Here is a 24,574-nt window from a genome sequence, read left to right as displayed (position 1 = left end):
TGTGCTATATTATATACAGCCTATCTTCCTGTTTCAATATAAATAAAGTAAAGAAGGTAAAAATTCATTCTGATAGAAGGAGGTATTTCTTACCATGCAAAAGCTTTCAGAAGACATGAAACAAACCATTATGGACATCTTCGAGCATCTGCACGCGAACCCTGAAGTCAGCTGGAAGGAATATGAGACAACTTCATTTTTGAAACAAAAGCTTGAGGATTTAGGGTGCCGGACGCGCACGTTTTCAGACTGCACCGGGGTTGTCGGCGAAATCGGCTCAGGCTCACCTGTTGTAGCGGTACGCGCTGATATTGACGCGCTGTGGCAGGAGGTTAACGGCACATTTCGCGCCAACCATTCCTGCGGACACGATTCACATATGACAATGGCATTGGGCACGTTAATGCTGCTAAAAAAACAACCTGAGCTTCCGAAGGGCACAATCCGTTTTATCTTTCAGCCGGCAGAAGAAAAAGGCGGCGGCGCCTTGAAAATGATAGAAGAAGGCGTGCTTGATGACATCGACTATTTGTATGGCGTTCACGTCCGTCCGATCCAGGAAACACAGAACGGCCGCTGCGCTCCGTCTATTCTGCACGGATCAAGCCAGCACATTGAGGGAACAATTACCGGAGAGGAAGCCCATGGCGCCCGCCCGCACCTCGGGAAAAACAGCATTGAAATTGCGGCATTTCTTGTACATAAGCTCGGACTCATTCATATTGACCCGCAAATCCCGCATACCGTCAAAATGACAAAACTTCAAGCCGGCGGTGAAAGCTCTAACATCATTCCAGGAAAAGCATCGTTCAGCCTTGATTTGCGCGCACAGACCAATGAAGCCATGGAGGCGTTAATCGCCGAGACAGAAAGAGCCTGTGAAGCGGCCGCCGCTGCATTCGGCGCAAAAATCGAGCTGCAAAAAGAACACAGCCTTCCTGCGGCAACACAAAACAAAGAAGCTGAAGCGATCATGGCAGAAGCCATTACAGATATCATCGGGGCTGAGCGGCTTGATGACCCGCTTGTCACCACCGGCGGAGAGGATTTCCATTTTTACGCCGTGAAGGTGCCGAATCTGAAAACAACAATGCTCGGACTAGGCTGCGGGCTCCAGCCGGGGCTCCATCATCCGCACATGACCTTTGACAGAAATGCGATGTTCAACGGCATTCACATTTTAGCGAATGCCGTGCTCAAAACATTTCAGAAGGCGGAATCACTTGCTGCCGCTAACGCTTCTTAACGCAAAAAAAGCAGCCTGGGTACAGGCTGCTTTCTTCATTACTTCTTCAAATCTTCAATTGAGTTGACGTTTTTCATATATTGAGGAACAACAAGCCCCATCTTCACACCAGTCATACTGGTGCCAATATCGTCATATTTGCCTTTATATTTAGCGGCGTATGCTTTATGGGTATTCGGCAGCCATGCGGAAAGGGATGCATCCGCACTTCCCGTCGCAATTGCAGTCCACATCGGCCCAGCCTCTACCTGAGTAAGTGTTACCTCATAGCCCAAGTCTTCTAAGACTTTGCCTATGACGTTTGTACTTGCAATCTCACTGTCCCACGCCACATAGGCAAGGTTGATTTTGTCTCCCTTCACCTTTTGAACGCCTTTTGTCCATTCGGCAATCTGATCCTTGTGTTTATTGACGTACTCAGCAGCAACTTTGGCTGGTTTCTCGCCTTCTTCCACCTTGATCATGATTTCGCCCATTTCGTCTTGCGTCCATTTAAACTGGCTCAGAAGCTTTGCGGCATTCGGCTGCTCTTTGCTGAAGCCTTTGCGTGTGATCGTATGGATTTCCTCTGCGCTGCCATAAGATTGTTTCGGATCATCGAGATATTTCAGCTTATATCTGGAGAACATCCAGTGCGGTGTCCATCCTGTAATGATAATCGGTTTCTTACGGTCGTATGACTTTTTAAGCGTAGCAGTCATCGCAGCACTTGACGCTGAAATCAATGTCCAGTCATTCAGGTCATAATCCTTCATCGCTTTGTCAGTCAGGGACATAATCCCTGAACCGGGGTCAATCCCGATGATGGTCTTATTCACCTGTTCTGCTGCGGATGCATTTTCATCGTTTTCTGAACCGCAAGCCGCAAGTGAGAGCGCCAGCATGGCGGAAACGCCGATGCCGATGATTTTTTTAAGCATCAGGCATTCCCCCTGCTTTTCTTCTTCACTTTAATATTTTGAGTAATACGGTCCAGGGTAATGGCAACGATAACGATGGCGATACCAGCCTCTACTCCGACCCCGGTTTTCAGCTGTGTAACGGCACTGTATACTTCAGAACCAAGTCCCGGTGCACCGACCATTGCGGCGATAACAACCATTGATAACGCAAGCATGATGCTCTGGTTAATTCCGGCCAAAATCGTTTTTGTCGCAAGCGGAAGCTGAACTTTAAACAAACGCTGAGCTGTTGTAGAACCGAATGCCTCAGTCGCTTCAATCAGATCCGCCGGCACTTGTTTAATACCGAGAACAGTCATGCGGATTGTCGGCGGCATCGCGAAGATAACAGACGCAACAACACCCGGCACAACACCGATGTTAAAGAAGAAAATCGCCGGCAATAGATATACGAAAGCAGGCATTGTCTGCATTAAATCAAGAATTGGCGTTACAATACGGCGAACCGTTTCTTTCTGAGACGCCCAAATTCCGATCGGAACCCCGACCACAATCGAAATAATCACAGATGTCAACACAAGCGCCAATGTTTGCAGCATTGGGTCCCAATATCCTAAATAATCGATCAGGAGGAATCCAATCAACGTAAATAACGCAATTCCCCTTGTACTGATCCACCACGCAAGTGCGGCGAAAATAATCGTTAACAAAATAGATGGAATAAATCCAAGACCGGTGACAATTCCATTTACAAAAGCAGCCAAACCGTTAGCGATTCCGTCGAAGAATCCGCCAAACGTCATCGTAATCCAGTCAACAAAACGGTCAATGATATCTGCTAAAGGTATTCTAGGCAGTCTATCCATCTTATTTCACCTCCTGTGCAGAAGGATCTTGTGTTTGTTCGCCAGTGCCTTCAGCATTGATATACTCGTTATTGCCGGCAAGTGCGCCAATCAGCGCGCCTCTTACGACAATTCCTTTCATTCTTTGCTTCTCATCCACAACCGCAATTGGAATATTCGCATCGGACACAACGTCAAAAATCTCAGTCAGATACGTATTCTCTGGTACAGTCGTAAATTCTGTATTCAAGATGTCTTGAAGTGACAAATCAGACTCAGCCGCTTTTTTCGCATCAGACGCATAGATAACACCTAACAATTTCTTTTGTTTATCCACTGCATAAATTGAAGAAATTCCAAGGTTTTTCATCAGTGTCAATGCTACGCGAGGCCCTTTATCAATCCGCACTGTTTCAGCGCGTTTCATAATGTGGCCTGCTGTGAGGACTTTAGACAAATCAACATCTTCGACGAATTTCTCAACATATTCGTTAGATGGATTCATCAGGATTTCTTCAGGCGTGCCGATTTGAACGATGTTGCCGTCCTTCATTAGGACAATTCTGTCGCCGATCCGCAACGCTTCGTCCAAGTCATGCGTAATAAAGATAATTGTTTTTCCGACATTATCGTGAAGATCAAGAAGTTCATCCTGCATATCTTTACGAATCAGTGGATCGAGCGCACTGAACGCTTCGTCCATCAGAAGGATGTCCGGATCATTTGTCAACGCGCGGGCAAGGCCGACACGCTGCTGCATCCCGCCGGAAAGCTGGTCGGGATATTGGTGTTCAAATCCTTCCAGTCCAACGAGCTTAAGAGACTCAAGCGCTTTTTGCTGCCGCTCTTGTTTGTCTACACCTTGAAGCTCCAGTCCGTATTCTGTGTTTTCAAGTATCGTTCTGTGCGGAAACAGAGCGAACTTTTGGAAGACCATGCTGATTTTTTTCCGGCGGACTTCCCGGAGCTGGTCTTTTGACATATTTGTTATCATGTCACCATCAATGTAAATATTTCCGGCAGTCGGTTCAATAAGCCGGTTTAACATCCGTACTAAAGTTGATTTACCGCTCCCTGATAGACCCATGATGACAAATATCTCACCATCATATACTTCAAAATCTGCCTGATTAACCCCAACGGTTGATCCGGTTGCTTTCAGGATCTCTTTTTTTGTCTTTCCGTTGGCAAGCATTTGAACTGCCTTCTTTGTTTGTTTCCCAAAAATCTTAGAGACTTTCTCGACTTTTATCTTAATTGGTTTCTCATCTACACTCATATTTTCCCTCCATATTAAGCAATCTTTATTACCGTAACATTTATGTAACTTCCCACACAAACAGCATATTCTCTTTTATTCTGTACCATTTCTTTATAAACATCCATGTGACCACATGATCTTATTTATGCTTCTAAATGCTCTGTAATCCTCCTATATGATTGTATTTTACGGGTGATTTTTCTCCTCTCTTTAGTTGAAAACGCTTTTATTGGAATTGAATTCCTCCTTCCTCTTATGACTTCCTGCTCCTTTACTGGAAAAATAAGTTGCTTTTTCAACACCCATTATGTATTATAGTTTCATGACTATGAAACAATCAGATGATCAAATCAGAGCGCAAATTTTTAAAGCACTGTCTGATGAATCAAGGCTTGCCATTATTCGTACGCTTTATGTCAGCGGAAAAGAACTCAGCTGCGGTGAAGTAGGTGAAAAGTGCAATATTGTCAAAACCACGGCATCTTATCATTTTAAAACGCTGCGTGAAGCGGGATTGACGGCAACCCGGAAAGATTCGCGGACAAAATACGTCAGTCTGCGTGAAGACACATTTCACACATACCTGCCTGGCTTTTTGGAAACCCTCTAACAAAGGGTTTTCTCTATACATATCTGTTTCATAGTTTCAAAGTTATAAAACAATAGGAGTGATAAAATTTGAATCGCATTTGGCTTTTCTTCAGTGTCATGTTTGTCATTGGCACGGATACCTTTTTGCTTTCGCCGCTTCTCCCCCTTTTACAGAATCAGTTTCATGTCTCTACTGATTTGTCAGGCTGGATGGTCAGTGCTTATGCACTCGGTTATGCGCTCTTCGCTTTCATTGCAGGCCCAATCTCAGACCGGCTGAACAGGAAAACAGTCATGCTGTGGGGACTTGCAGGCTTTATCGTATCCACGTTTTTATGCGGCATCGCTCCCTCTTTTGCCGCCATGTGCCTGTTCCGTTTTGCCGCAGGCGTTAGCGCTGCGTTTGTGACGCCTCAAATTTGGGCGTCCATCCCAGTCATTGTCCGGCCTTCTCAGATCATAAAAGGCATGGGGATTGCGACAGCAGGTTTGGCCGCTTCACAAATGCTCGGACTTCCTATTGGAGGGTTTCTCGCTTCCTTTACATGGCATACGCCATTTTTCGTTTTGTCAGCGTGCTCGCTTATTCTTCTATTGATCCTGGCGACGGTCATGCCTGGCATCCGGCCTTCTGAACCATTGGCGCGCCCATCAATTTTCAACCCCTATCGGGAGCTTTTTTCATTGCCGAAAACATCGGTTATTCTGCTTGCCTATTTTCTGTTTCAAACCGGAAACTTCGCATCGTTCAGCTTTCTGGGTACTTGGCTTTCCACGGATTATCATTTAACCGTGTCACAAATTGGCGCAGCTATGCTTGTACTCGGACTGGGAAATATGCTCGGGAGCCTTATCGGCAGCCGGGTTTCAGAAAAGCTGGGCATGTTTAAAACACTGATCAGCGGGATGCTGCTAATGGGCGCTCTCTATTTCGCTCTTCCGTTCTTTCCAAACTTGTTTTTAGTAGAAGCCAGCTTTTTTCTCACGTTCTTTACAGCTGGCATCATCTTTCCGTTAATGATGGGTGTCTTTCAATCCATTGCACCAAATGCGCGAGGAACCATCGCTTCCCTTTCCAATGCCGCTATGTATGCCGGAACTACTGTCGGTACAAGTATTGCAGGTTTTTTATATCAAAGCACACAGCATTTCGGAGCTGTCACAGGATTTACTGCCATTCTGTTCATACTTTCTATGACGCTCTACCAGACAATTAGTAAAACCGGGAAACGCCAATCCGCAGCCCGGGCGCAAATGTAAAAATAGCACCTCATTCAAGAGGTGCCTCAGATTGTTGACAAAATCTTTTCAGCGTGATTGAAAACCCTTGAAGTCTAGGAAGGACGAGCATAGGAGCGGACATTCACAGGATGTGATGACGACGGCGTTTAGACAGGACGCCTGAGAATTTAGCCGTTGATCCACTTCGCATTGAGCACCGAAGCGCAGTCCTAACAACGAATGCGAGGGTTTGTCGACACGCGAAAGCACCTCATTCAAGAGGTGCTTTTCCTATTCTAGCTCAGTTTGTTTCGTTTCTTTCCCCATAATCAAAATACAAGCAACCGCGAGTAAGATTGCAATGCAAAAGATTGAAAAGATGACCGAAAACGAAATATGACGGGCTGCGAGCGTTCCGACGAGCAAAGGCCCGAAGATGCCGCCGATTCTTCCAAACGCTGCTGTCGTTCCTGAACCTGTTGCTCGAATCGCAGTCGGGTATTGCTCCGGGGTATAAGCATACAGCACGCCCCACGCACCGAGATTGAAAAACGATAACAGCATTCCAGCCGTAAGGAGAAGACTTAAGGAATCCGCCGTTCCGAAGAAATAGGCGCTTCCTGCTGTGCCAATCAAGTAAATGACGAGTATCCACTTCCGGCCCGCTTTTTCAATCAGCCATGCGGCAGAGAAATAGCCAGGTAGCTGAGCAAGCGTCATCAGCAGGACATATTCAAAGCTTTGAATCATGCTGAAGCCTTTCAGCAGCATAACACTCGGGAGCCATAGGAACATGCCGTAATAAGAAAACACCACACAGAACCAAACGATCGACAGCATCACGGTCGGCCGTATATACTGTCTTGCCCAGACGCTTTTTACATTCTCCCACACCGACCTCTTTTTGGCAGAAAGCGATTCATATTTCGGCGAATCAGGCAAACTCGTCCGCAGGTACAGCGCATAAAAAGCAGTCAGCGCAGTTAACAGCAGGGCAGCCTGCCAGCCAAAGCTTGGTATCACAAAGTAAGAAATCAAGGCCGCTGCGAGCCAGCCCACGGCCCAAAAGCTTTCCAAAAGCACAATCACTCTGCCTCGCTTTTCAGGCACAACCGCTTCCGAAACGAGTGTTGAAGCGACTGGAAGCTCTCCGCCAAGTCCCATACCAATCACGAAACGAAGGATTAGAAATGCCGATAAGCTCGTCACAAAAGCGGAAATGCCGCTTCCGATGGAAAAGCATAAAAGGGTGATGATAAACACTTGTTTGCGGCCGATTCGATCAGCCAGCAAACCAAACAAAAACGCACCCGCAGCCATGCCGATGGAATTGACGCTTCCGATCCATTTCATTTCCTCGGGCGACAGATTCCACTCTACATGGAGCGCGGCGATAATAAACGATAATATTCCGACATCCATTGCATCAAACAGCCACCCCAAACCGGCGACGCCCAGCAGTTTACGCTGGGATATAGGCTGTTGTTTTCCCATTGCCAACACCTCTGATATGCAAAATGATTACCGTTTAAGTTTACACCTGTCTTTACACATTGTCATTAACTAAATGATGTAATTGAAAAACCCCGCTTATGTTCCACAAGCGGGGTTTTTATTATTGCTGCAATGCTGCTTTTTTAATATTATCCTGAAGCTGTGCAATTCGTCTCGCGCCGTCTTCGCGGAGGCGCTTGTTTTCTTCTTCGATTTGTTTTGTTTCCTGCATGCCGCTGACAATCGTGTTCCAAGACGATTCGATCGTTTCAATATCTATGCTCGGTCTGCCGGCCATTCTGGCAATTTCAACACTTTGGCTCGAGATGTTTTCAGCATTTCGTTTCAGCATCTCGTTTGTCCGGCGGTCAAGCTCGCTCATGGAATCAGCCACAAGCTTTTGCCGCTTTACCGTAACAGCCTGAATAATGCCGTTTTTGAAAATCGGAATGGTAATGATAAACGCCGAGTTGATTTTCCCGATCAGCTTTGCATTTCCTCGCTGCAGGAGACGGATTTGAGGAGCAGTTTGAAGCGCCACCATCCGTGCCATATCCAGATCATACACCCGTTCCTCAAGCGCCTGAATGCCGTTGCGCAACGTATCGAGCTGCATTTGCGCCAGCTGGTTCCCGCTTGCCGCTTTTTCCTCATATGAAGGAAGGATCGACTGCATCTCTTCCAGTTTCATCTGCCCGGCAACGACGTATTTTTCAAGCTCCATATAGTATTTGATATTGTTTTCATACATTTCATCGAGCGTGTAGTTCGTCTTCGTCATCTCATCTTTGTATTTTGAAATCTCAACGTGGATTTTTTCAATCTCTCCGCCAAGCGTCTGATACTTTTTAAAGATTTTTTCAATCATGCTGCCGCCGCGTTTGAAAATTTTCGCCATTAATCCCTTTGGCTCATCAAAATCATTTTTGTCGAAGCGGTCCATGATTTTCCCAAGCTGAGTCAGCATTGTGCCGGAGTCTGTCACGCTTGTTGTTTTCATCATCCCTAAGATGCGGTCAGAGAACTTGGATATTTCAACGGCCGGCTCCTTGCCGTACTCAAGCAGCTCCATTTGGTTTTTGACGTCAATTTGTTGAGCAAGCCGCTTCACTTCTGGTTCCTGACGAAGCTGAAGACGGATATCGTCAGCTTTTTGCTGGGAAATCTCTTCATTTTTATCGAGAACAAGCGGATTTTGATTTTCTGTTGTCATGCTTTTCTTCTCTCCTTATTTTTGGGTAATGGTTCTGAAGAGCCTTTTCACAAGCGAAGGCTCTTTGTAGTCCTGCTGAAACACCATGTCATCCAGCCAGTGGATATCATACTGGTCATCTTCAATAAACTGCTCAATATCTTGGTGTCCGGGCGGATTATAAATGATGATATCGATTCCAATTTCATTCAGGAACAGCAGGGCAGCAGCATCCGAACGCGTGAGTCCGCCGCTCATTTCCGTATGATATAAAACGAGTTTCGGAACGGTTTGCGCATAGTCGAACATTTGAATCAATTTCAGCAGATTAGCAGGCAGATTTGTTGTTTGTTTAAACAAATAGATTTGAACATCCTTGACTTGTTCCTGATGCAAGGCTTTAAGCCGCGGGTGCCTGCACATTCTCGAAATCGTTTTGGCAATGGCAGTCTGAACGCCCGCCGGCAGCTGTTTGTACTGCCACACATTGCTTGCCATCAGCTTGTCCGGATCAATGTTCCCTTCTTGATCAAGTGCGTGGCTGTAGTGAAATTGATAGTTCGACTTTATTTCTTCTGTAAATGGAAAGCTTCTGACCATTTCTGTTTCCTGATAATCCGCTAGAGTATGAAGCCTGTTCCAATATTCCTTATTGTCTTTCGACACGCCCATAATTTTGGCGAATACATTCGGAATCTCAATGGAATGTTTATCAGCTTTGAAATTCGGCCGAATAAAGGCGCGTTCTTTCGTGATTAAAAACAATTCATCATAGGTCGTTTTCAGCGTAACGGACACCGGTGTGTGATCTCTGAACTGCCACGGCTTATACAGCATGGATTCCTCGTGATTCAGCACATGTTCAATTTCCTTTGTTGAGCGGTAAGCCACTGTTGATTTCCGGTCTGGTTTTTCTTTCGGAAACGGCTGAAGCTCCGAAACATCCGGGAGCTTTTCCGTAAAACCGAGCTCCTGCTTCGGGTCGACAAGCGCCAGCTGATCCGTTCCCGCCGGATGGAACAGCAGTACATCACAGCCGACCAGCATCAGATAATATAAGAAATAGAGCTGGCTTTTCGTCGCATCTCCATACCAAACAACCTTCGGCATCTCCCGCTCTATATCGGTTTTTTCCAGCCAAGGGTTCAGATGGTTTAAGGAAAACTTCGAGACATCAAGCAGCACTCTGCGAAAATCAGGATGATTCAGCCCCTTTTCATGACTGTCCGCAAAGGTATGTAAAAGCGTCATCAGCGCTTTTCTTAAATGGCGGTGCATCAGGGGATTTGAGTGCTTCGCAATCAGCTTTTCCCCGTCCAGAAAGGCAACAAAGCGGCTGACTGACAGCCCTTTTTCTTTCTGATTGATGGAATGAATATGCTGAAGCTTTTGAAATGTTTCCGGTTCGATTGTTTTATCAAGCGTTTCACTCAAAATCGTTATGCGGTCGTTTACAGACAGCTCATACAGCTCGTTATAGTAATCCGTCTCATCAATAGGCGTGCCCAATATCTGACCGGCAAGACGAGAAAAAGAAAGGCCTTGTGCAGTTTCATAGTGATCCCGCTCCGGCAATGGCTGAAACAGCAGGCTTTTCCAATCGCCATCAGCCGGAAGTGCTTTATGAATGGTTAGTTCTTCTTGTCTCATCATATCCTCCTTTCCGGTTTGTCATTGAACGATATTTCGGTAACAAAAAAGGAAGGACATTGAACCTCCCTCCTTGTTTTGTTTTATTCTTCTTTTGAAGCGGCTGTTTGTTCGCGCACCTGCTTTTGTTTATTGATGTAGTGAATGATCAATGTTACCGCAAATGCAGCGATAATGATAATGAAGAATACAGAGTGCGGCATTTCGTAATGGAAAGCGCTCCCCGCCATTTTCAGCGCGATAATGCCGATTAAGACGAATGCTGTGTTTTCCAGCTCAGGAATTTTATCAATCAGCACAAGGAATACTTTTGCCACTGTACGCATCATTAAAATACCAAGCATACCGCCAATCAGAAGCACCCATACTTTTTCAGATACTGCAAACGCGGCCAGGATGCTGTCCACAGAGAAGGCAAGATCCATTAATTCTACTGAAATGACAGTCGCCCAGAAGATCCCAAACGTGCGGACCATCCAAGAGTTTTTCTTGATGCCGTCCGCTTCCTCTTCTTTTTCGCCAATCCAGAAGTGCTTAATGACGAGCCAAGCCAGGTAAAGCGCGCCAAGCACCTTGATCCACCAGAATTTAATGAGAAGCATACCGAGCCCGATGAAAATAAACCTGAAAATATAAGCTCCAAACAAACCATACGTTAACGCTTTTTTCCGCTGTTTTTCCGGCAGGTGTTTAACCATGACCGCAAGAACAAGCGCGTTATCGGCCGATAAAAGGCCTTCCAGAACAACAAGGGAACCGATCAAACCCCAGGAAACAGGATCAGTCAGAACTTCCCCCCACATTTTCCAATCGAAAAATGAAGCATACGTAGACAAAATATGATGTAAAAAGTCCAAGTTTTTTCCTCCTATTAATTTGAAACGGTGACTTCTCTATTTGTCACTCGCTTACACTTGCAAACCGTAATTCCGGCACAATGCAGCCAGCCCGCCGGAAAATCCGCTGCCGATTGCATTGAATTTCCACTCGCCGCCGTGTCTGTAAAGCTCACAAACGACAACAGCTGTTTCAATGGAGAAGTCTTCTCCCAAATCGAAGCGAAGAAGCTCATTCTGCGTTTCTTCATCCACAACGCGGACAAATGCATTGGAAACTTGTCCAAAGTTTTGGCTGCGTGCTTCAGCGTCGTGAATGGTCACTGTGATGCCGATTTTCTCAATGTGAGCAGGGATTTTTGAGAAATCAACGATAATCTGCTCATCATCTCCGTCGCCCTCACCCGTGCGGTTGTCACCCGTATGGATGACACCGCCGCTCGGATGTTCAAGGTTATTATAGAAGACGAAATCGAGATCATTTACGCAGTTATCATGCGCATCAACTAAAAAGGCCGAAGCATCCAGGTCAAAATCGTGTCCGCCGGAGTACCTGTTTGTATCCCAGCCTAAGCCGATCACCGCTTTAGTCAGTCCCGGATTTGTTTTTGTTAAATCAATGCGCTGTCCTTTTGATAATTGAATGGCCATACTGCCTCTCTCCTTTCTGCTCTTCGTATTTGTCTTAACCGACTTGCAAACCGTAGTCTGTTGCAATGCGGGCAAGGCCGCCTTGGTAGCCTGAGCCGATTGCTGAGAATTTCCACTCGCCGTTATGTCTGTAAAGCTCCCCTGCAATGATTGCCGTTTCAATAGAGAAATCTTCTGCAAGATCGTAACGGATGAGCTCTTCATTTGTTTCTTCATTTACGATGCGGACAAACGCGTTTGATACTTGTCCAAAGTTTTGGCTGCGCGCTTCTGCATCGTGAATGGTAATAACAAATGAGATTTTATCAATGTTTGCCGGTACAGCGCTGAGATTTACTTTTACATTCTCATCGTCGCCTTCGCCAGCACCAGTCAGGTTGTCGCCTGAATGAACGACTGAACCGTTGCCGCCTTCAAGCTGGTTGTAGAAAATAAAGTCGTTTGGTGACGCGCATTTGCCTGCGGCGTCTAACAGAAACACACTTGAGTCAAGATCAAAGTCGTGTCCGCCGTCATACTTGTTCGTATCCCAGCCTAAACCGACAACAACCTTTGAAAGACCAGGATTTGTTTTTGTTAAATCTACTTTTTGTCCTTTTGCCAATGAGATTGTCATGTTTCATCCACTCCTTTTCTTTTATACGTATCGGCTGATAATATCTTCTAATCTCGTATCGTTTGTGCCTTCACCGATCGCCGCAAACTTCCACTCACTGCCGCTGCGGTAGATTTCTGCTGTAATCAGGCTTGTTCTGCCGGCGTAATTGTCTCTCAAATTGTACTTGAGCATTTCCTCGTGATTAGATTGATCAACTACGCGGATAAACGCATTTTGAATCATGCCAAAATCTTGTTTTCTTCTGACACAATCGTAAATGTTTACTACAAATACAAGCTTATCGATGTTTCCAGGCACTTTATCTAAATCTATCATAATTTGCTCGTCATCGCCTGCACCGTCACCCGTCAGGTTGTCGCCTGTATGCTGTACACCGCCGCAGCGGCTTTTCAGGTTGCCGAAATAAATCAGGTTTTTCTTATCGGTGAATTTTCCGTTTTCCAGCATCAGCACTGAAGCGTCACAGTCGATATTCGGACCGCCTCCGCCAAGCAGTTTGCTGAAGAATCCTCCGCCTGAGGACACTGGGTCCCAGCCGAGACCGACCATCAATTTTGACAGACCGGCTTTTCCTTTTGTTAAATCAATTCGTTGACCTTTTTCTAAAGAAATTGCCACACGATTCACTCCTACTCATCGAAATGTGAAGATAGTCACATTTATTTTTACGCTCACAAGGAAAATAAGCCGTAAATTACTAATATATACGTTTGTTATTATATCAAAGTTTCGTAAAAGTTAAGAATAATTGACGAAAAACCTCGAAAAAAAACTTCCATATTTGATATATGATTTGCAAATGCTATAAAGTGCGCTTCTTAAACAAACCATTTGACGCGGGCAAGTCATTTTGCCTATTCTGGTGTCACCATCTAAAAACAGACAGAAAGGAAGCGGCCTTTTGATTCATTTAAGCATACTTGATCAGGCACCTGTTTCTAAAGGAGAAAGCCCTGTGACAACTCTCCAGCATTCGGTTGAGCTTGCCCAATTAAGCGAAGAGTGGGGCTATAAGCGTTATTGGTTTGCCGAGCATCACAGCACGAAAGGACTGGCAAGCACAGCGCCTGAAATCTTGATCGCCCGCATCGCAGCACAGACAAACACCATTCGTGTCGGATCAGGCGGCGTGCTTCTGCCCCAATACAGCCCATTTAAAGTGGCTGAAACCTTTCGCCAGCTTGAGGCCCTGTATCCAAACCGGATTGACCTCGGCGTCGGCCGTTCCCCCGGCGGCACGACAAAAACCAGGCTTGCATTAACGGACGGGGTGAAAAAAAGCTTAACCGAATTTAACAGACAGCTGCAGGATGTCTCTTATTTTCTAACAGATTCCCTTCCTCCCGACCATCCGTATGCCGGAATCAAAGCGGCGCCCCTTATTGACACGGCACCCGAGCTATGGGTGCTCGGTCTTGGTGAAAACAGCGCAAGACGCGCGGCGCAACAGGGGATTGGATATGTATTTGGGCATTTCATTAATCCCGAGCGAGGAGAAAATGCATTCCGCATCTACCGGGAAAGCTTTCGGCCCTCAGCCCATTTTTCGAATCCATCCGCACTGTTTACGATTTTTGTCATTTGCGCAAAAACAGATGAAGAGGCAGAAGAACTCGCATTAAGCCAGGATTTGTGGCTTCTTCGCGTCGGAAAAGGCTTGGACAGCCGCGTGCCAAGCATCGAGGAAGCGAAAGCTCATCCCTATACAGCGTCCGATAAAAAACTCATAGAAGAAAACAGAAAGCGGATGGTGATCGGTTCTCCCACCACTGTCAAACAACAGCTGTTAGACCTCACAGGCTGCTACGAAACAAATGAAATCATGGTTCTGTGCAATGTGTTTGATTTTGAGGCGAAAAAAGAATCTTATGAGCGCCTTGCCGGATTGTTTCTATAAAAAAAGCAGTTTTCCCTAGGGAAAACTGCTTTTCATGTTATCGGCTTCTTTTTTTGCGCTGAGCTTCTTTTTTGATAAACGTCCAAACTCCCTGAACTGCAAATCCGATTAATAGCAAAACGATCAATAGCAGGGTAATAGACGGACCTGGCGGCGTCCCGAGCTGATAGGATGATGTCAGTCCCGTAAATACGCTGAATAATGAAATGAGTATGGCTGTAATGAAAACCATGTTAAAGCCTTTTGCAATTCTGATGGCGAAGGCTGCCGGCAATACGAGCAGGGCCGATACAAGAAGAACCCCGATGATCGGAATAATGACTGAAATCGCAAGGCCTGTGACAATACTGAATGACAACGAGAGAACGTTTGTATTGATTCCCGATGTTTTGGCTGTTGCTTCATCAAACGTCAGCAGGTAGAGCGGCCTTCTCAGTACGATAAAATAAAGCAGGATCAGCAGTGTGATAATACTGATAATATAGACCTGCTGCTGGTTAACTGTCACAAGCGATCCAAATAGGTATTGATCGATGCTCATATTGGCTGTGCCTTTGGAAAGGCTGATTAAAAACATCGCGAAGGACAAACCAGCTGCCATTAAGATGGCAATGGACACTTCTGAATAAGTCCGATACGCCCGCCGCATGTATTCAATTCCGATCGCGCCGATGGTCACGACGACTATGCTTGCTGCGGTTATATTGGTGCTGAGAAAAAAGCCGATGGCAACACCTGACAATGAGATATGTGAAAGTGTGTCAGCCATTAAGGCCTGTCTTCTGAGAACGAGATACACTCCTAGTATCGGAGCCATGACGGCGATCATGCCGCCTGCTAGAAAAGCTCGTCGCATGAATTCCAAGTCAAACATTTCCATCCGCCTTTTTCTCCTCTCTCTAATCGAATCACTTTATCTAAAAATTGCTGTACTTCGTTTTGTTCGTGAGTAACCATCACAACTGTGCGGTTGTGATTTTTCACAAGGTGATGCATAAATTCGTAAAATCCTTTTCTGCTGTCGTAATCAACAGCTGTCGTCGGTTCGTCCAGCATCAGCAGATCCGGGTTGCTGGCGAGCATTCTGGCGATACAGATTTTCTGTTTCTGTCCGCCTGATAAATCACCGATTTTACGATGGCGGAGGTCCCACATTTCCACCATTTTCAATGCTTTTTCTACTTCAAGATGATCTTCTTCATTTAAACGTTTAAACCATTTCCCTTTTGTATAGCGGCCTGACTGAACAAGCTCCAGCACCGTGCTCGGAAATCCGGCATTAAATGAAGAAATTTGCTGCGGGACGTACCCTATGGTCAGGCGTTTCCCTTCTGTATTCCTTTTACTGATCGTCACTGTGCCTTCCCACGGTTTCAGCATGCCGAGCATTACCTTTATGAGCGTCGATTTAGAGGCGCCGTTTGGTCCAGTGATGCCGACGAACTCACCGCTTTCAATATCAAGTGATACTTTATCTAAAACAGGCGTATGGGAATAGCCGAAAACGATATCTTTCAATGAGACGAGATTCATGTTAATCTTCCTTTCTCACAAAGAAATAGTGTGCACCCCTCCGGCGCACACTATCTTATGATTTAACCAATAGTGAATCTTTCAGGGCATCGAGGTTTTGTTTCATAATGTCGATATACCCTAAACCTTTATCCTGTTCTTCTTTGCTCAAGCCTTCCAGTGTATTCAGCACTTCTGTCTTCGCGCCGATTTCACTGGCGAGCGTATCTGCGACCTTTGAGGATGCAATTTCTTCAAAGTAAATAACTTTTACATTATGTTCTTTGGCATATGTTTTCAGCTTTGCCAAGCTGGCTGCGCTCGGTTCTTGGTCAGGTGAAAGCCCTGCAATCGGAACCTGCTTCAAGCCGTATTCTTTTGCCAGATAGCCAAAAGCTGTATGCTGCGTGATAAATTCTTTTTTCTCCGCTTTTTTTGCGGTTGTACGATATAGTTTATCAAGATCCTGCAGTTTTGCAATATATTCTTTACTATTTTTCTCATAGTATTCTTTGTTATCCGGGTCCTGCTTCACGATTTGAGCCGTAATATTTTTAACTTCCTTCTGTGCCAGAACAGGGCTAAGCCATACGTGAGGGTCCATTGCATGACTGTGCTCATGCTCCCCATGATCATGCTCTTCGTGTTCTTCTTCAGAGCCTTCCATTAAATCAATGCCTTTGCTTGCATTAACGAAAACGGCATGGCCTTGGCCCATGCTTTTTTCAGCTGACGGAACCCATGTCTCCATGTATTCACTATTATAAACGAACAAATCAGCATCCTGAATGTTGGCAATGTCTTTCGGCGTCGGTTCCCAATCATGCGGTTCAACGGAAGATGGGATTAACAGATCCACATCGCCTTTGTCTTTTACAATTTGTTTTGTGAATTCATACATCGGGTAGAACGTTGTGACAACGTGCAGTTTATCACCCTTTGAATCCGCCGACCCTTTTGTTGATGAGTTGCCGCATGCTGCAACTAATAAAAAGCACGCTGCAATCACAAACAAACCGCTCCATTTTTTAAACATATCGTATATCCCCTCTTTTTCAGTAACTTTAAATCAAAATGATAACGATTTTGTAATCCTATATCATAATAAACCGAAGTCATTACGTTTTGCAAGAATAAATTTCATTTTCATTTATTCTTCCCGCCTGCAGAGCGAATATATGTACTAAAAAAACCCGGCTAAAAATGCCGGGCTACTTCAATCATTAGTTTGTTTTGTCCAGAAGATAGACCCTGCTCTCATAAGGCCGGAACACCATTTCGTCATCAAGATCATCGTTGTTATAATTGCTGAGAAGCAGTGAGGCCTGAGCTTTGCCGCAGTTCTTAGGCCACTGAAAAACAGCCTGCTCTTTTGAAAAATTATTGACCGACAAAAGCTGTTGTTTACTGTTTTCTCTCATGTATACAAACAACTGCGGATCGTCCGGAAGCAAAAGATCAAAGCTCCCTTTCATGAGGTCAGCGTACTGCTTTCTCAGGCTGATCAGCTTTTTGTAATAGTTTAAGACAGAATCAGGATCTCCCTGCGCTTCCTCCACATTGATTGCGGTGAAGTTCGGATTGACCTTCAGCCAAGGCGTGCCGTCAGTAAATCCGGCATTTTTGCCGCTGTTCCACTGCATCGGGGTCCGGGCGTGATCCCGGCTTTTGGCTAAGATCGATCTCATCACATCATTTGGATCATAGCCTTTTTCAAACACCCGTTTATGATACATATTGATCGTTTGGATATCTTTGTAGTCTTCAATCCGGGTGAACGGCGCGTTTGTCATCCCGATTTCTTCTCCCTGATAAATATACGGCGTGCCCTTCATAAAATAAATTACGGCTGCCAGCATTTTCGCTGATGCTTTGCGGTATTCCCCATCGTCTCCGAATCTGGACACAATCCGGGGCTGGTCGTGGTTGCACCAAAACAATGTATTCCAGCCTTGATGTTCAAGCTTCTTTTGCCATTTTGTCAAAACCGATTTTAAATCAGAAAGCTCAAGGGGCTTCAAATCCCAATGTTCTTTTCCGGGCTGCTGATCAAGCTCCATATGCTGAAAGTGAAAAATCATATTCAGCTCATGCTTATCTGTTCCCGTATATTTCAGGCCTTCTTCCGGTGTGACACTGCCGACCTCTCCGACAGACATGACATCATAATGAGAAAACACTTCATCTGTGATTTCTTTTAAATAGTCATGGATTCGTTCGCCATTTGGCTGAAAGGGCTTCGGCTCTGCCTGCTGATTGATATAGTCCTCATACGAAGGAAGATATTCTTTCTTAGAAATGAGATGGAGCTGATCAATTCGCAAACCGTCGACCCCTTTATCGAGCCAAAATTTCATCATGTCATACACCGCCTGGCGAACTTCGGGATTTTCCCAGTTTAAATCAGCTTGTTTGACGGCATTCATATGGAGATAGTATTCTCCGGTGTGCTCTTCGTATTGCCAGACCGGGCATCCATAGTTTGAGAGCCAGTCCGTCGGCGGGCCGTTCTTTGTGCCGGGACGCCAATAATAATAGCTACGGTATTTGCTGTTTTTGTCCAGCTCCGCTTCTTTAAACCACGGATGCTCGACCGAGGTGTGATTTAACACAAAGTCCATCACCAGCTTTAATCCCCGCTGATGCACCTGGTCCAGCAGCTCGTGAAAATCGTCCATTGTTCCGTAAGAATCCATAATCGCCTTATGGTTTGTCACATCATAGCCGTAATCAACATTCGGAGAAGGATAGATCGGGCAAATCCAAATCACATCTGCCCCGAGCTCCTTTATGTAGTCAAGACGGGAAATAATCCCCCGCAAGTCCCCAATTCCGTCTCCATTGCTGTCCTGAAAGCTTCTCGGGTAAATTTGGTACACCACTGCATCCTTCCACCAGTCTGTTTTCATCCCGCAATCCCCCTGTTTTGTCTTCTATTCAAGCTGAGATGGATAAAGTGTCATTCCGCCGTCGACGAAAAGTGTTGCGCCGGTCACATAGCTTGCTTCCTCAGATACGAGCCAAGCTGCTGCTGCCGCCACTTCTTCAGGCTTTCCGAAGGCTTTCATCGGGATTTTTTTCAATTGTTTTTGCCTGCTCTCTTCCTTTTTCGTATCAACATTTGATTCTGTGGCAATGGTGCCGGGCGCTATCGCATTGACGCGGATTCCCTTATCCGCATAATTGAGCGCCAGCGTTTCCGTCATCATCTTGATGCCGCCTTTGGATGTGGAATACTGAACGTTTACAGGGCGCGGAATCTGCTGATGAACACTTGAGATATTCAGCACATTGCCCTTGATATTGTTTTTCATCATGTGGTTAAGTGCTGCTTTCGCTCCCAGAAAGGTTCCGGTAACATTGACATCAATCACTCTCTGCCAATCTTCAAGACTCATCTCATGCGGCATCGCCTCAACGCCGTTAAAACCGGAGTTGTTTACCATCACATCGAGCGTGCCGAAATGCTCTAAAGCTGTGTCCAAGAGCGCCTGAATCCCCTCTTCTTTTGACACGTCCGCCTCAACTGAGACGGCTTTCCCTCCGTTCTGCTTAATGATTTCCAGAGTTTCATCTGCTCCAGACGGGTCGCTGTGGTAATTTACAACAACATTCATTTTCTCCTGTCCGAACCGTTCCGCAATGGCTTTCCCGATTCCTTTTGAAGACCCTGTCACAATCGCTGTTTTTCCGGTTAAATCTTTGTACATACTTGATATCCTCCTCTGTTTCTCACTATGCAGTGGAAAATACCCTGTTTTTCCGAGTTGAAAACAGCACAAAAAAAGCAGAGAACCTGTAGTTCTCTGCCATTTCCTATTGAAAACGCTGCTCGGCAAGCTTCTTTTTAATATTCATCAGCCTGCGGTAAAAGAAAGCGGCGGACTCGTAATGTTCCAACTGATTGAAACGTTCCGCTGTATCATGCAGCAGATCTTCGGCGTCAGCAAGAAGCTGCCTGGATTCCAGCAGGTCAAAGCATTCTGTAAGCACGTTCAGGTCGCCGCTTCCAAGATACAGCTCATGAATGAGGCGGAATTTCGTCAAGTACATGTCATCCTCCCATTCAGCCGCGCTCTTTATCCCGCGGTCATAAGCCTCTACTGCCTTGTCGTATTTTCCCTCTTTACAGTAGATATGGGTCAGTGAAAATACAGCTTGAACAGCTTGCTGAAAGTTGTGCTCCTCAAAAATGGCGGCGGCTGTTTTGAAATAGCCCTCCGCTTCTTTGTAATCACCCAGACTGTACTTACAGTGTCCGACATTATAATAGGCAGCAGCGATCATGTACGCTTCTTCAAGCTGCCTGGCATGTTCTAAAGCGCTGCACAAGTGGGTCAGTGCTTTTTCATGATGATACACATCGGTCAAATTTCCGGCGATGATAAATTCACACTGAACCCGGCGGCGACCGTACAGTTCATATTTCGTATAGATATCAAGCGCCTGGCTCGCATAATTCATGGAAAAATACGTTTGTTTGATGTGATAATACACTTCTGCGACTTTAAAAAGAAACTCAGCTTTTTCGATCTCATCCTCGACATACTCGAGCTTTTCCTCGGCATGTTTATAATGGTCAATCGCTAATATGAAATTTTTCTGCTTGAATTCGTACATTCCTCTGAAATAATAAAAGTAGTATTCCAGTAAGCCCGTGAGTTTTTGCTGATTGCTTTCAATTTCGTTCAGCATATCAGAGAACGGAGGCTTGGTGTCGCTGTCTTTCACCGGCATCAGCTTATCAAGCATGATTCGATGCCGGAATTCCATCAAAGAAAAATATAAAAGCAAGTCCTGATTCTCTTCCATATCTTCTAAATCATATTCAATCTCCTGCTTTAACGCTTCTGCTTGATCTGCTTCAAATGCGCGAATGAGCTTGTACCATTCATTCAGCTTTACTGCTACTTCTTCTGATGGAATCTTTGCTCTCATCGGTCTGCCTCCTTCCTCCTGCTACTATTTATGTTATATTTTATCATAGCTGTTCGCTTTTAGAGAGAGTCAATCACTTAAAAGCGTTAACATTCAGCACATCTTGAGAAAGTGAGACCGATATGAACTTACCCGCAAAAACATTTGTTATCTTATGTATTCTATTTCTTCTAGATCTTTGTTTTAGTTATATTCGGCATGAATGGCATTCTCAAAACGCCTTGCAGGACATGCCTGTCCCCTCGGATCTTCATCCGATTGTGAAGCAGAATGCCGATGCACTCAAAGCCGCTGCAGCGAATAAAGGCATTGACGTCGTCATTACTGAAGGATTCAGGTCCTTTAAGGAACAAGATGAATTATATAAACAGGGACGTACAAAAAAAGGGAATATTGTCACCTATGCAAGAGGAGGGGAATCGTATCATAACTATGGTTTAGCGATTGATTTCGCCCTTCAAAAAAAGGATGGCAGCATCATATGGGATATGGAATATGACGGCAATCAAAACGGAAAATCAGATTGGCTGGAGGTTGTCGAGATCGCTAAGACACTCGGTTTCGAATGGGGCGGGGATTGGAAACGATTCAAGGACTACCCCCACTTGGAGATGATTCCTAACTAGACACCCCTCACAGCCTTTTCTTTTTCCTTATGTGCGCATCAATATAGGAAGGGTAAACCGGCTTATAGACAAGTTTGCAGTGCTGGTCACTGCCTGCTGTAAAATCAGGCTGCCATTCCAGTTTCACATCAAAAGCGGCTAAAAATGCTTCTTTCGCTTCTTCAGCGGAAACATCCGGCCTGTGATTTATCGCTTCCAATTGTTCAGGTTCAATATCAGGCGCCATAAAAGCGTCAATCAACCCAGTTTCCGGATTGACAATGATGCGGGCAGCGCCGAACCGCAGCGGCACTCCTTTATACCAGACAGAAAAATGGTTGCGGACTCTCCCTCTTTCATCAATTCGGACGGGATTCACCCTGAAAAACTCAGCCGCTCTCGGATAGAGGGCATACAAAAATTGAAGCGCTATCTCTTGGCATTCTTCCGTGGAGCATTGGAGGTTGTTCCGCCAGTCCATAAAAGAAAGCGCTGCTTTTAATTTTCCGGTTCTTTTATCCGTCTTCATTTTGATTGTATTTTTATTTCTCGTTTCAAAATAGCTTCCTATGCTTAAATCCTTACGCTCCGGCGCAGCGCCCCTGCGCCACGTGCTTCCAATTTGTTCTCCAAAGTCTCTTTCACTGACTTTCTGCATATCAGAGGTAAAACCCAGCAAGGCAAATATATCAACTTCTTCCTTGTTCTGAAGCGGCGGCAGTGGCGCCGTGTTTTCTATTCTTTCATCTGCGATATGCTGGTCGGGCACAATTTCGTCTACATCTGCGGGATAGCTGTATCCCGGTAGAATCGGTTCATATACAAGCCTTGGTTCCTGTTCGCCATCAATGACATCGTACATCAGCTCAAAAGACATTGTGTTTAAGTAATGGGATACAACCTTCTCTTTTGCTACAAATTCCGTCGGAACTTCGGCTTTATGCCCTTCCCCGTAATATAGAAAGTGGACAATCTGACCGCTTCGTGTCATATCAATTAAAAAGCCTGAATTGGGAATCGGAAGCCCCAGCTCCATTTTGGTATAGACAAACCGGATGTGCTGCCCCCTTTCTTCCTTGCCTTGAAAATGAAAATTCATAAATGTGCCGGGATGATTGGCAGCGGCAAACTGAAGAGCCGTCAGCTTCAGCTCGGCATCTGGAAGTTTTTTGTCTGTCTCGGAGTGGACAGTTGTTGAAAAGGTGAGCAAGGCGCCGTCATTTCTAAGTTCAACTGTAATGTGCTTTTCCGGATCTTTAGGGTCCTTCCAGATAAAATATGCCTGCCCGTACTTCTTTTGCTTTTGGTCGTAATCTTCTATCTCAAGCTCATAATGCGTCGGTACATTTCCGATCTCCTGCGCCTTCTTTTTCAGCTGTTTATTAACCAATGAAGTCATCCCTTTCAAAGAGTCTACGACAAAGAGAATCCTGTTTATTATATAAAAAGACCTTTCTTCATTTAAAGTGAAGAAAGGTCCTTTTCTATTATTGTCATTGTTTTTTGAGATTCTTTCTGTTACTTTCATCACATACTCTCTTCTATATCTGAGGCAATTGCGTGACTTTTGGCTGTTTCACCATATGCTGAAGACAGGCTCCCCTGTATGTGCATCGATAAAATGCGGATACACCGGCTTATAGACGAGCCGGTAGCTGTGTTCTTCATCATCCCCGTACTCTCTTTCCCAGCCAAGCTCAACTTTAAAATGCTGCCAAAAGATAGACTTGGCTTGTTCAACTGAAATAGCCGGCACAGGATCAATGGTTGCCAGCTTATTTGGGTCAATATCCGGTCCCATATAAACGGTGATATACCCTGTCTGGCGGCTGACACAAATTCTGATCTGCCCAAATCGGAGCGGAACTCCGTGACAATGCGCTTCAAACGTAAAACCAGCGACTGCGTTTTCTTCTTCATCTTTTTCGTCGTATCTGATCCTAAAATATTGATCGGCATTCGGAAATAAAGCAAATAGAAAGCGAAGCGCGATTTTTTCACACTCTGCCAAGGTTACTGTCAGCGGCCCTTTTTTCTCCATAAATGACATGACGCCTTCGAGTTTTCCGGTTTCTTTGTTATAGATGGTTTTCAGCACTTGATGAGTCCGTCCCTTAAACCAGCTGTCCATGCTTTTATCCGCCGGCTGATACACAGGGTCATCCGGATTCCGCCAAACGATTCCAATTCTCCCATCTCCCAAATCCGCTTCCCGCTCTTTGACAAACCCATTTTCAATACCAATCATGCTGTCAGGATCGGCCTTTTCGCGGATGCCCTCGAATAAAGGGAGAGGAAAGCTCTCCGGCTCCCTGTAATCATCGTCATCATCAACTGCTTGTTCTTCTTGAACCAAATCCGCAGGTACGGTAATCGCCCTACCTTCAGGCTCGTACACCAAATGCGGCTGATCATCTCCGTTTTTGTAAACAGAACGATGGAGAACCTCAAACAAAAGGTCGAACTCCACGTCCTTCTTGATAAAGGCAAGTGCCTCTTCAACATCCGCGACCCGCTTTGGCTTGATGATGCTGCCCGCTTCGCCGTAATAACGGAAGTAAACAATCTCACCTGATAAGGAAACATCAGCCATAAATCCGCTCATGGGGAGAGGAAGCCCAGCCTCCATTTGAACATATGAAAATCTCACTTTATCGCCGTATGCACGGTCATTTTCTTCACGAACAAAGGCAGAGAGTGCCCCCGGATGATGAGTCTCGACAAATTGGCGCATGATATCCTCTAGTTTCTCCTCAGACAGCCTTTCTCCGCTTTCAGGCTCAATATCACGGGAAAGGGATTCCAGCTCTCCGTCCGGTCCAAGCTCCACGATAATGCCGGTATTCTCATCCTGAGGATCTGCCCAACAAAAATGAGCTCTTTTATCATCACCGCCATAATCTTCAATTTCCAGTTTTAAGTGTGTCGGCACCCGGCCGATTTCCAGTGCTTTTTGTTTCAGTCCCTCTTTCTTCACAAAGGCGGCCCCTTTCATCCTTCTTAAGTTCCCTCCAACTAATCAAAAAGTAATAGTCTAAAATACACAGTTTTCTGAGTTTACCAGTTTTACCAGAACATTTTTCACCAAAAATAGGATGATGAACCTATTCAATA

23 protein-coding genes are annotated in these 24,574 nt (G+C 45.4%); 5 read left to right on the top strand and 18 right to left on the bottom strand.

All coding sequences use genetic code 11. From position 1 onward, the window contains the following. Positions 1–94: 94 nt before the first annotated feature. On the top strand, positions 95–1,246 hold the full coding sequence (locus tag MHB62_RS01765; RefSeq protein WP_032722891.1) for a M20 peptidase aminoacylase family protein: 1,152 nt from the start codon (positions 95–97) through the stop codon (positions 1,244–1,246). Positions 1,247–1,284: 38 nt separating this feature from the next. On the opposite strand, the gene opuAC is transcribed toward MHB62_RS01765, so the two are convergent. The 3 genes from opuAC to opuAA are packed head-to-tail and all read right to left on the bottom strand — an operon-like array spanning position 1,285 to position 4,272. Next, on the bottom strand, positions 1,285–2,166 hold the full coding sequence (opuAC, locus tag MHB62_RS01760) for a glycine/proline betaine ABC transporter substrate-binding protein OpuAC (RefSeq protein ID WP_003246462.1): 882 nt from the start codon (positions 2,164–2,166) through the stop codon (positions 1,285–1,287). Continuing rightward, positions 2,166–3,014, bottom strand: a complete 849-nt coding sequence (gene opuAB, locus MHB62_RS01755) for a glycine/proline betaine ABC transporter permease subunit OpuAB (protein WP_003234703.1) — start codon at positions 3,012–3,014, stop codon at positions 2,166–2,168. The genes opuAC and opuAB overlap by 1 nt, the downstream gene beginning before the upstream one ends. Before the next feature lies 1 nt (position 3,015). Continuing rightward, positions 3,016–4,272 (bottom strand): glycine/proline betaine ABC transporter ATP-binding protein OpuAA, encoded by a 1,257-nt coding sequence (gene opuAA, locus MHB62_RS01750; RefSeq protein ID WP_032722890.1) that lies wholly within the window; start codon positions 4,270–4,272, stop codon positions 3,016–3,018. Between the two features lie 289 nt (positions 4,273–4,561). On the opposite strand from opuAA, the gene MHB62_RS01745 reads away from it, so the two are divergent. Next, positions 4,562–4,864 (top strand): helix-turn-helix transcriptional regulator, encoded by a 303-nt coding sequence (locus MHB62_RS01745; RefSeq protein WP_076458377.1) that lies wholly within the window; start codon positions 4,562–4,564, stop codon positions 4,862–4,864. A 68-nt stretch (positions 4,865–4,932) separates the two neighbouring features. Continuing rightward, on the top strand, positions 4,933–6,105 hold the full coding sequence (locus tag MHB62_RS01740) for an MFS transporter (protein ID WP_032722889.1): 1,173 nt from the start codon (positions 4,933–4,935) through the stop codon (positions 6,103–6,105). A 252-nt stretch (positions 6,106–6,357) separates the two neighbouring features. On the opposite strand, the gene niaP is transcribed toward MHB62_RS01740, so the two are convergent. From niaP to MHB62_RS01705, 7 genes are all read right to left on the bottom strand, one after another. After that, positions 6,358–7,560, bottom strand: a complete 1,203-nt coding sequence (gene niaP / locus MHB62_RS01735; RefSeq protein WP_032722887.1) for a niacin permease NiaP — start codon at positions 7,558–7,560, stop codon at positions 6,358–6,360. A 121-nt stretch (positions 7,561–7,681) separates the two neighbouring features. Further along, positions 7,682–8,773, bottom strand: coding sequence for a toxic anion resistance protein (locus MHB62_RS01730; protein ID WP_003234715.1), 1,092 nt, complete (start codon positions 8,771–8,773; stop codon positions 7,682–7,684). A 15-nt stretch (positions 8,774–8,788) separates the two neighbouring features. Beyond that, positions 8,789–10,402 (bottom strand): YceG family protein, encoded by a 1,614-nt coding sequence (locus MHB62_RS01725; RefSeq protein ID WP_032677553.1) that lies wholly within the window; start codon positions 10,400–10,402, stop codon positions 8,789–8,791. Between the two features lie 83 nt (positions 10,403–10,485). Continuing rightward, complete coding sequence (locus MHB62_RS01720) at positions 10,486–11,259, bottom strand: TerC family protein (RefSeq protein ID WP_003234719.1); 774 nt, start codon at positions 11,257–11,259, stop codon at positions 10,486–10,488. Between the two features lie 51 nt (positions 11,260–11,310). Next, on the bottom strand, positions 11,311–11,889 hold the full coding sequence (locus tag MHB62_RS01715) for a TerD family protein (protein WP_003234720.1): 579 nt from the start codon (positions 11,887–11,889) through the stop codon (positions 11,311–11,313). A gap of 34 nt (positions 11,890–11,923) precedes the next feature. Beyond that, positions 11,924–12,505 (bottom strand): TerD family protein, encoded by a 582-nt coding sequence (locus tag MHB62_RS01710; protein WP_003234723.1) that lies wholly within the window; start codon positions 12,503–12,505, stop codon positions 11,924–11,926. A 21-nt stretch (positions 12,506–12,526) separates the two neighbouring features. Continuing rightward, the gene (locus MHB62_RS01705; protein ID WP_003234725.1) at positions 12,527–13,126 is read right to left on the bottom strand and encodes a TerD family protein; all 600 of its coding nucleotides are present in this window, start codon (positions 13,124–13,126) and stop codon (positions 12,527–12,529) included. Between the two features lie 283 nt (positions 13,127–13,409). Between MHB62_RS01705 and MHB62_RS01700 the strand changes: the two genes are divergently transcribed. Then, positions 13,410–14,405 (top strand): LLM class flavin-dependent oxidoreductase, encoded by a 996-nt coding sequence (locus MHB62_RS01700; protein ID WP_032722885.1) that lies wholly within the window; start codon positions 13,410–13,412, stop codon positions 14,403–14,405. 37 nt (positions 14,406–14,442) lie between these two features. Here the strand turns inward: MHB62_RS01700 and znuB are convergent, their stop codons facing one another. The 6 genes from znuB to rapJ form a co-directional block, all read right to left on the bottom strand. Continuing rightward, positions 14,443–15,285, bottom strand: a complete 843-nt coding sequence (znuB, locus tag MHB62_RS01695; protein ID WP_003246340.1) for a zinc ABC transporter permease ZnuB — start codon at positions 15,283–15,285, stop codon at positions 14,443–14,445. Continuing rightward, on the bottom strand, positions 15,243–15,938 hold the full coding sequence (znuC, locus tag MHB62_RS01690; protein ID WP_003234730.1) for a zinc ABC transporter ATP-binding protein ZnuC: 696 nt from the start codon (positions 15,936–15,938) through the stop codon (positions 15,243–15,245). The genes znuB and znuC overlap by 43 nt, the downstream gene beginning before the upstream one ends. 55 nt (positions 15,939–15,993) lie before the next feature. Then, complete coding sequence (locus MHB62_RS01685) at positions 15,994–16,953, bottom strand: metal ABC transporter substrate-binding protein (RefSeq protein WP_003234733.1); 960 nt, start codon at positions 16,951–16,953, stop codon at positions 15,994–15,996. Between the two features lie 187 nt (positions 16,954–17,140). Further along, entirely contained in the window at positions 17,141–18,826 is a 1,686-nt protein-coding gene (locus MHB62_RS01680; RefSeq protein ID WP_003234736.1) for an alpha-glucosidase, read from the bottom strand. A gap of 24 nt (positions 18,827–18,850) precedes the next feature. Continuing rightward, a complete protein-coding gene (locus MHB62_RS01675; RefSeq protein ID WP_019712418.1) occupies positions 18,851–19,627 on the bottom strand; it encodes an SDR family oxidoreductase in 777 nt (258 codons plus the stop codon). A 106-nt stretch (positions 19,628–19,733) separates the two neighbouring features. Beyond that, positions 19,734–20,855, bottom strand: a complete 1,122-nt coding sequence (gene rapJ / locus MHB62_RS01670) for a response regulator aspartate phosphatase RapJ (protein WP_003246478.1) — start codon at positions 20,853–20,855, stop codon at positions 19,734–19,736. Positions 20,856–20,977: 122 nt separating this feature from the next. Between rapJ and cwlK the strand changes: the two genes are divergently transcribed. Then, entirely contained in the window at positions 20,978–21,481 is a 504-nt protein-coding gene (gene cwlK, locus MHB62_RS01665; RefSeq protein ID WP_009966473.1) for a peptidoglycan L-alanyl-D-glutamate endopeptidase CwlK, read from the top strand. A gap of 7 nt (positions 21,482–21,488) precedes the next feature. Here cwlK and MHB62_RS01660 read toward each other — a convergent pair whose 3' ends face one another. Then, positions 21,489–22,850, bottom strand: a complete 1,362-nt coding sequence (locus tag MHB62_RS01660) for a YcdB/YcdC domain-containing protein (RefSeq protein WP_010886397.1) — start codon at positions 22,848–22,850, stop codon at positions 21,489–21,491. Positions 22,851–23,036: 186 nt separating this feature from the next. Next, entirely contained in the window at positions 23,037–24,455 is a 1,419-nt protein-coding gene (locus MHB62_RS01655) for a YcdB/YcdC domain-containing protein (protein WP_003246352.1), read from the bottom strand. Between the last annotated feature and the right edge of the window lie 119 nt (positions 24,456–24,574).

It is taken from the genome of Bacillus sp. FSL K6-0255 (assembly GCF_045040725.1).
In the GTDB taxonomy this organism is placed as follows: domain Bacteria; phylum Bacillota; class Bacilli; order Bacillales; family Bacillaceae; genus Bacillus; species Bacillus subtilis.
This window is presented reverse-complemented; position numbering and strand designations above follow the sequence as displayed.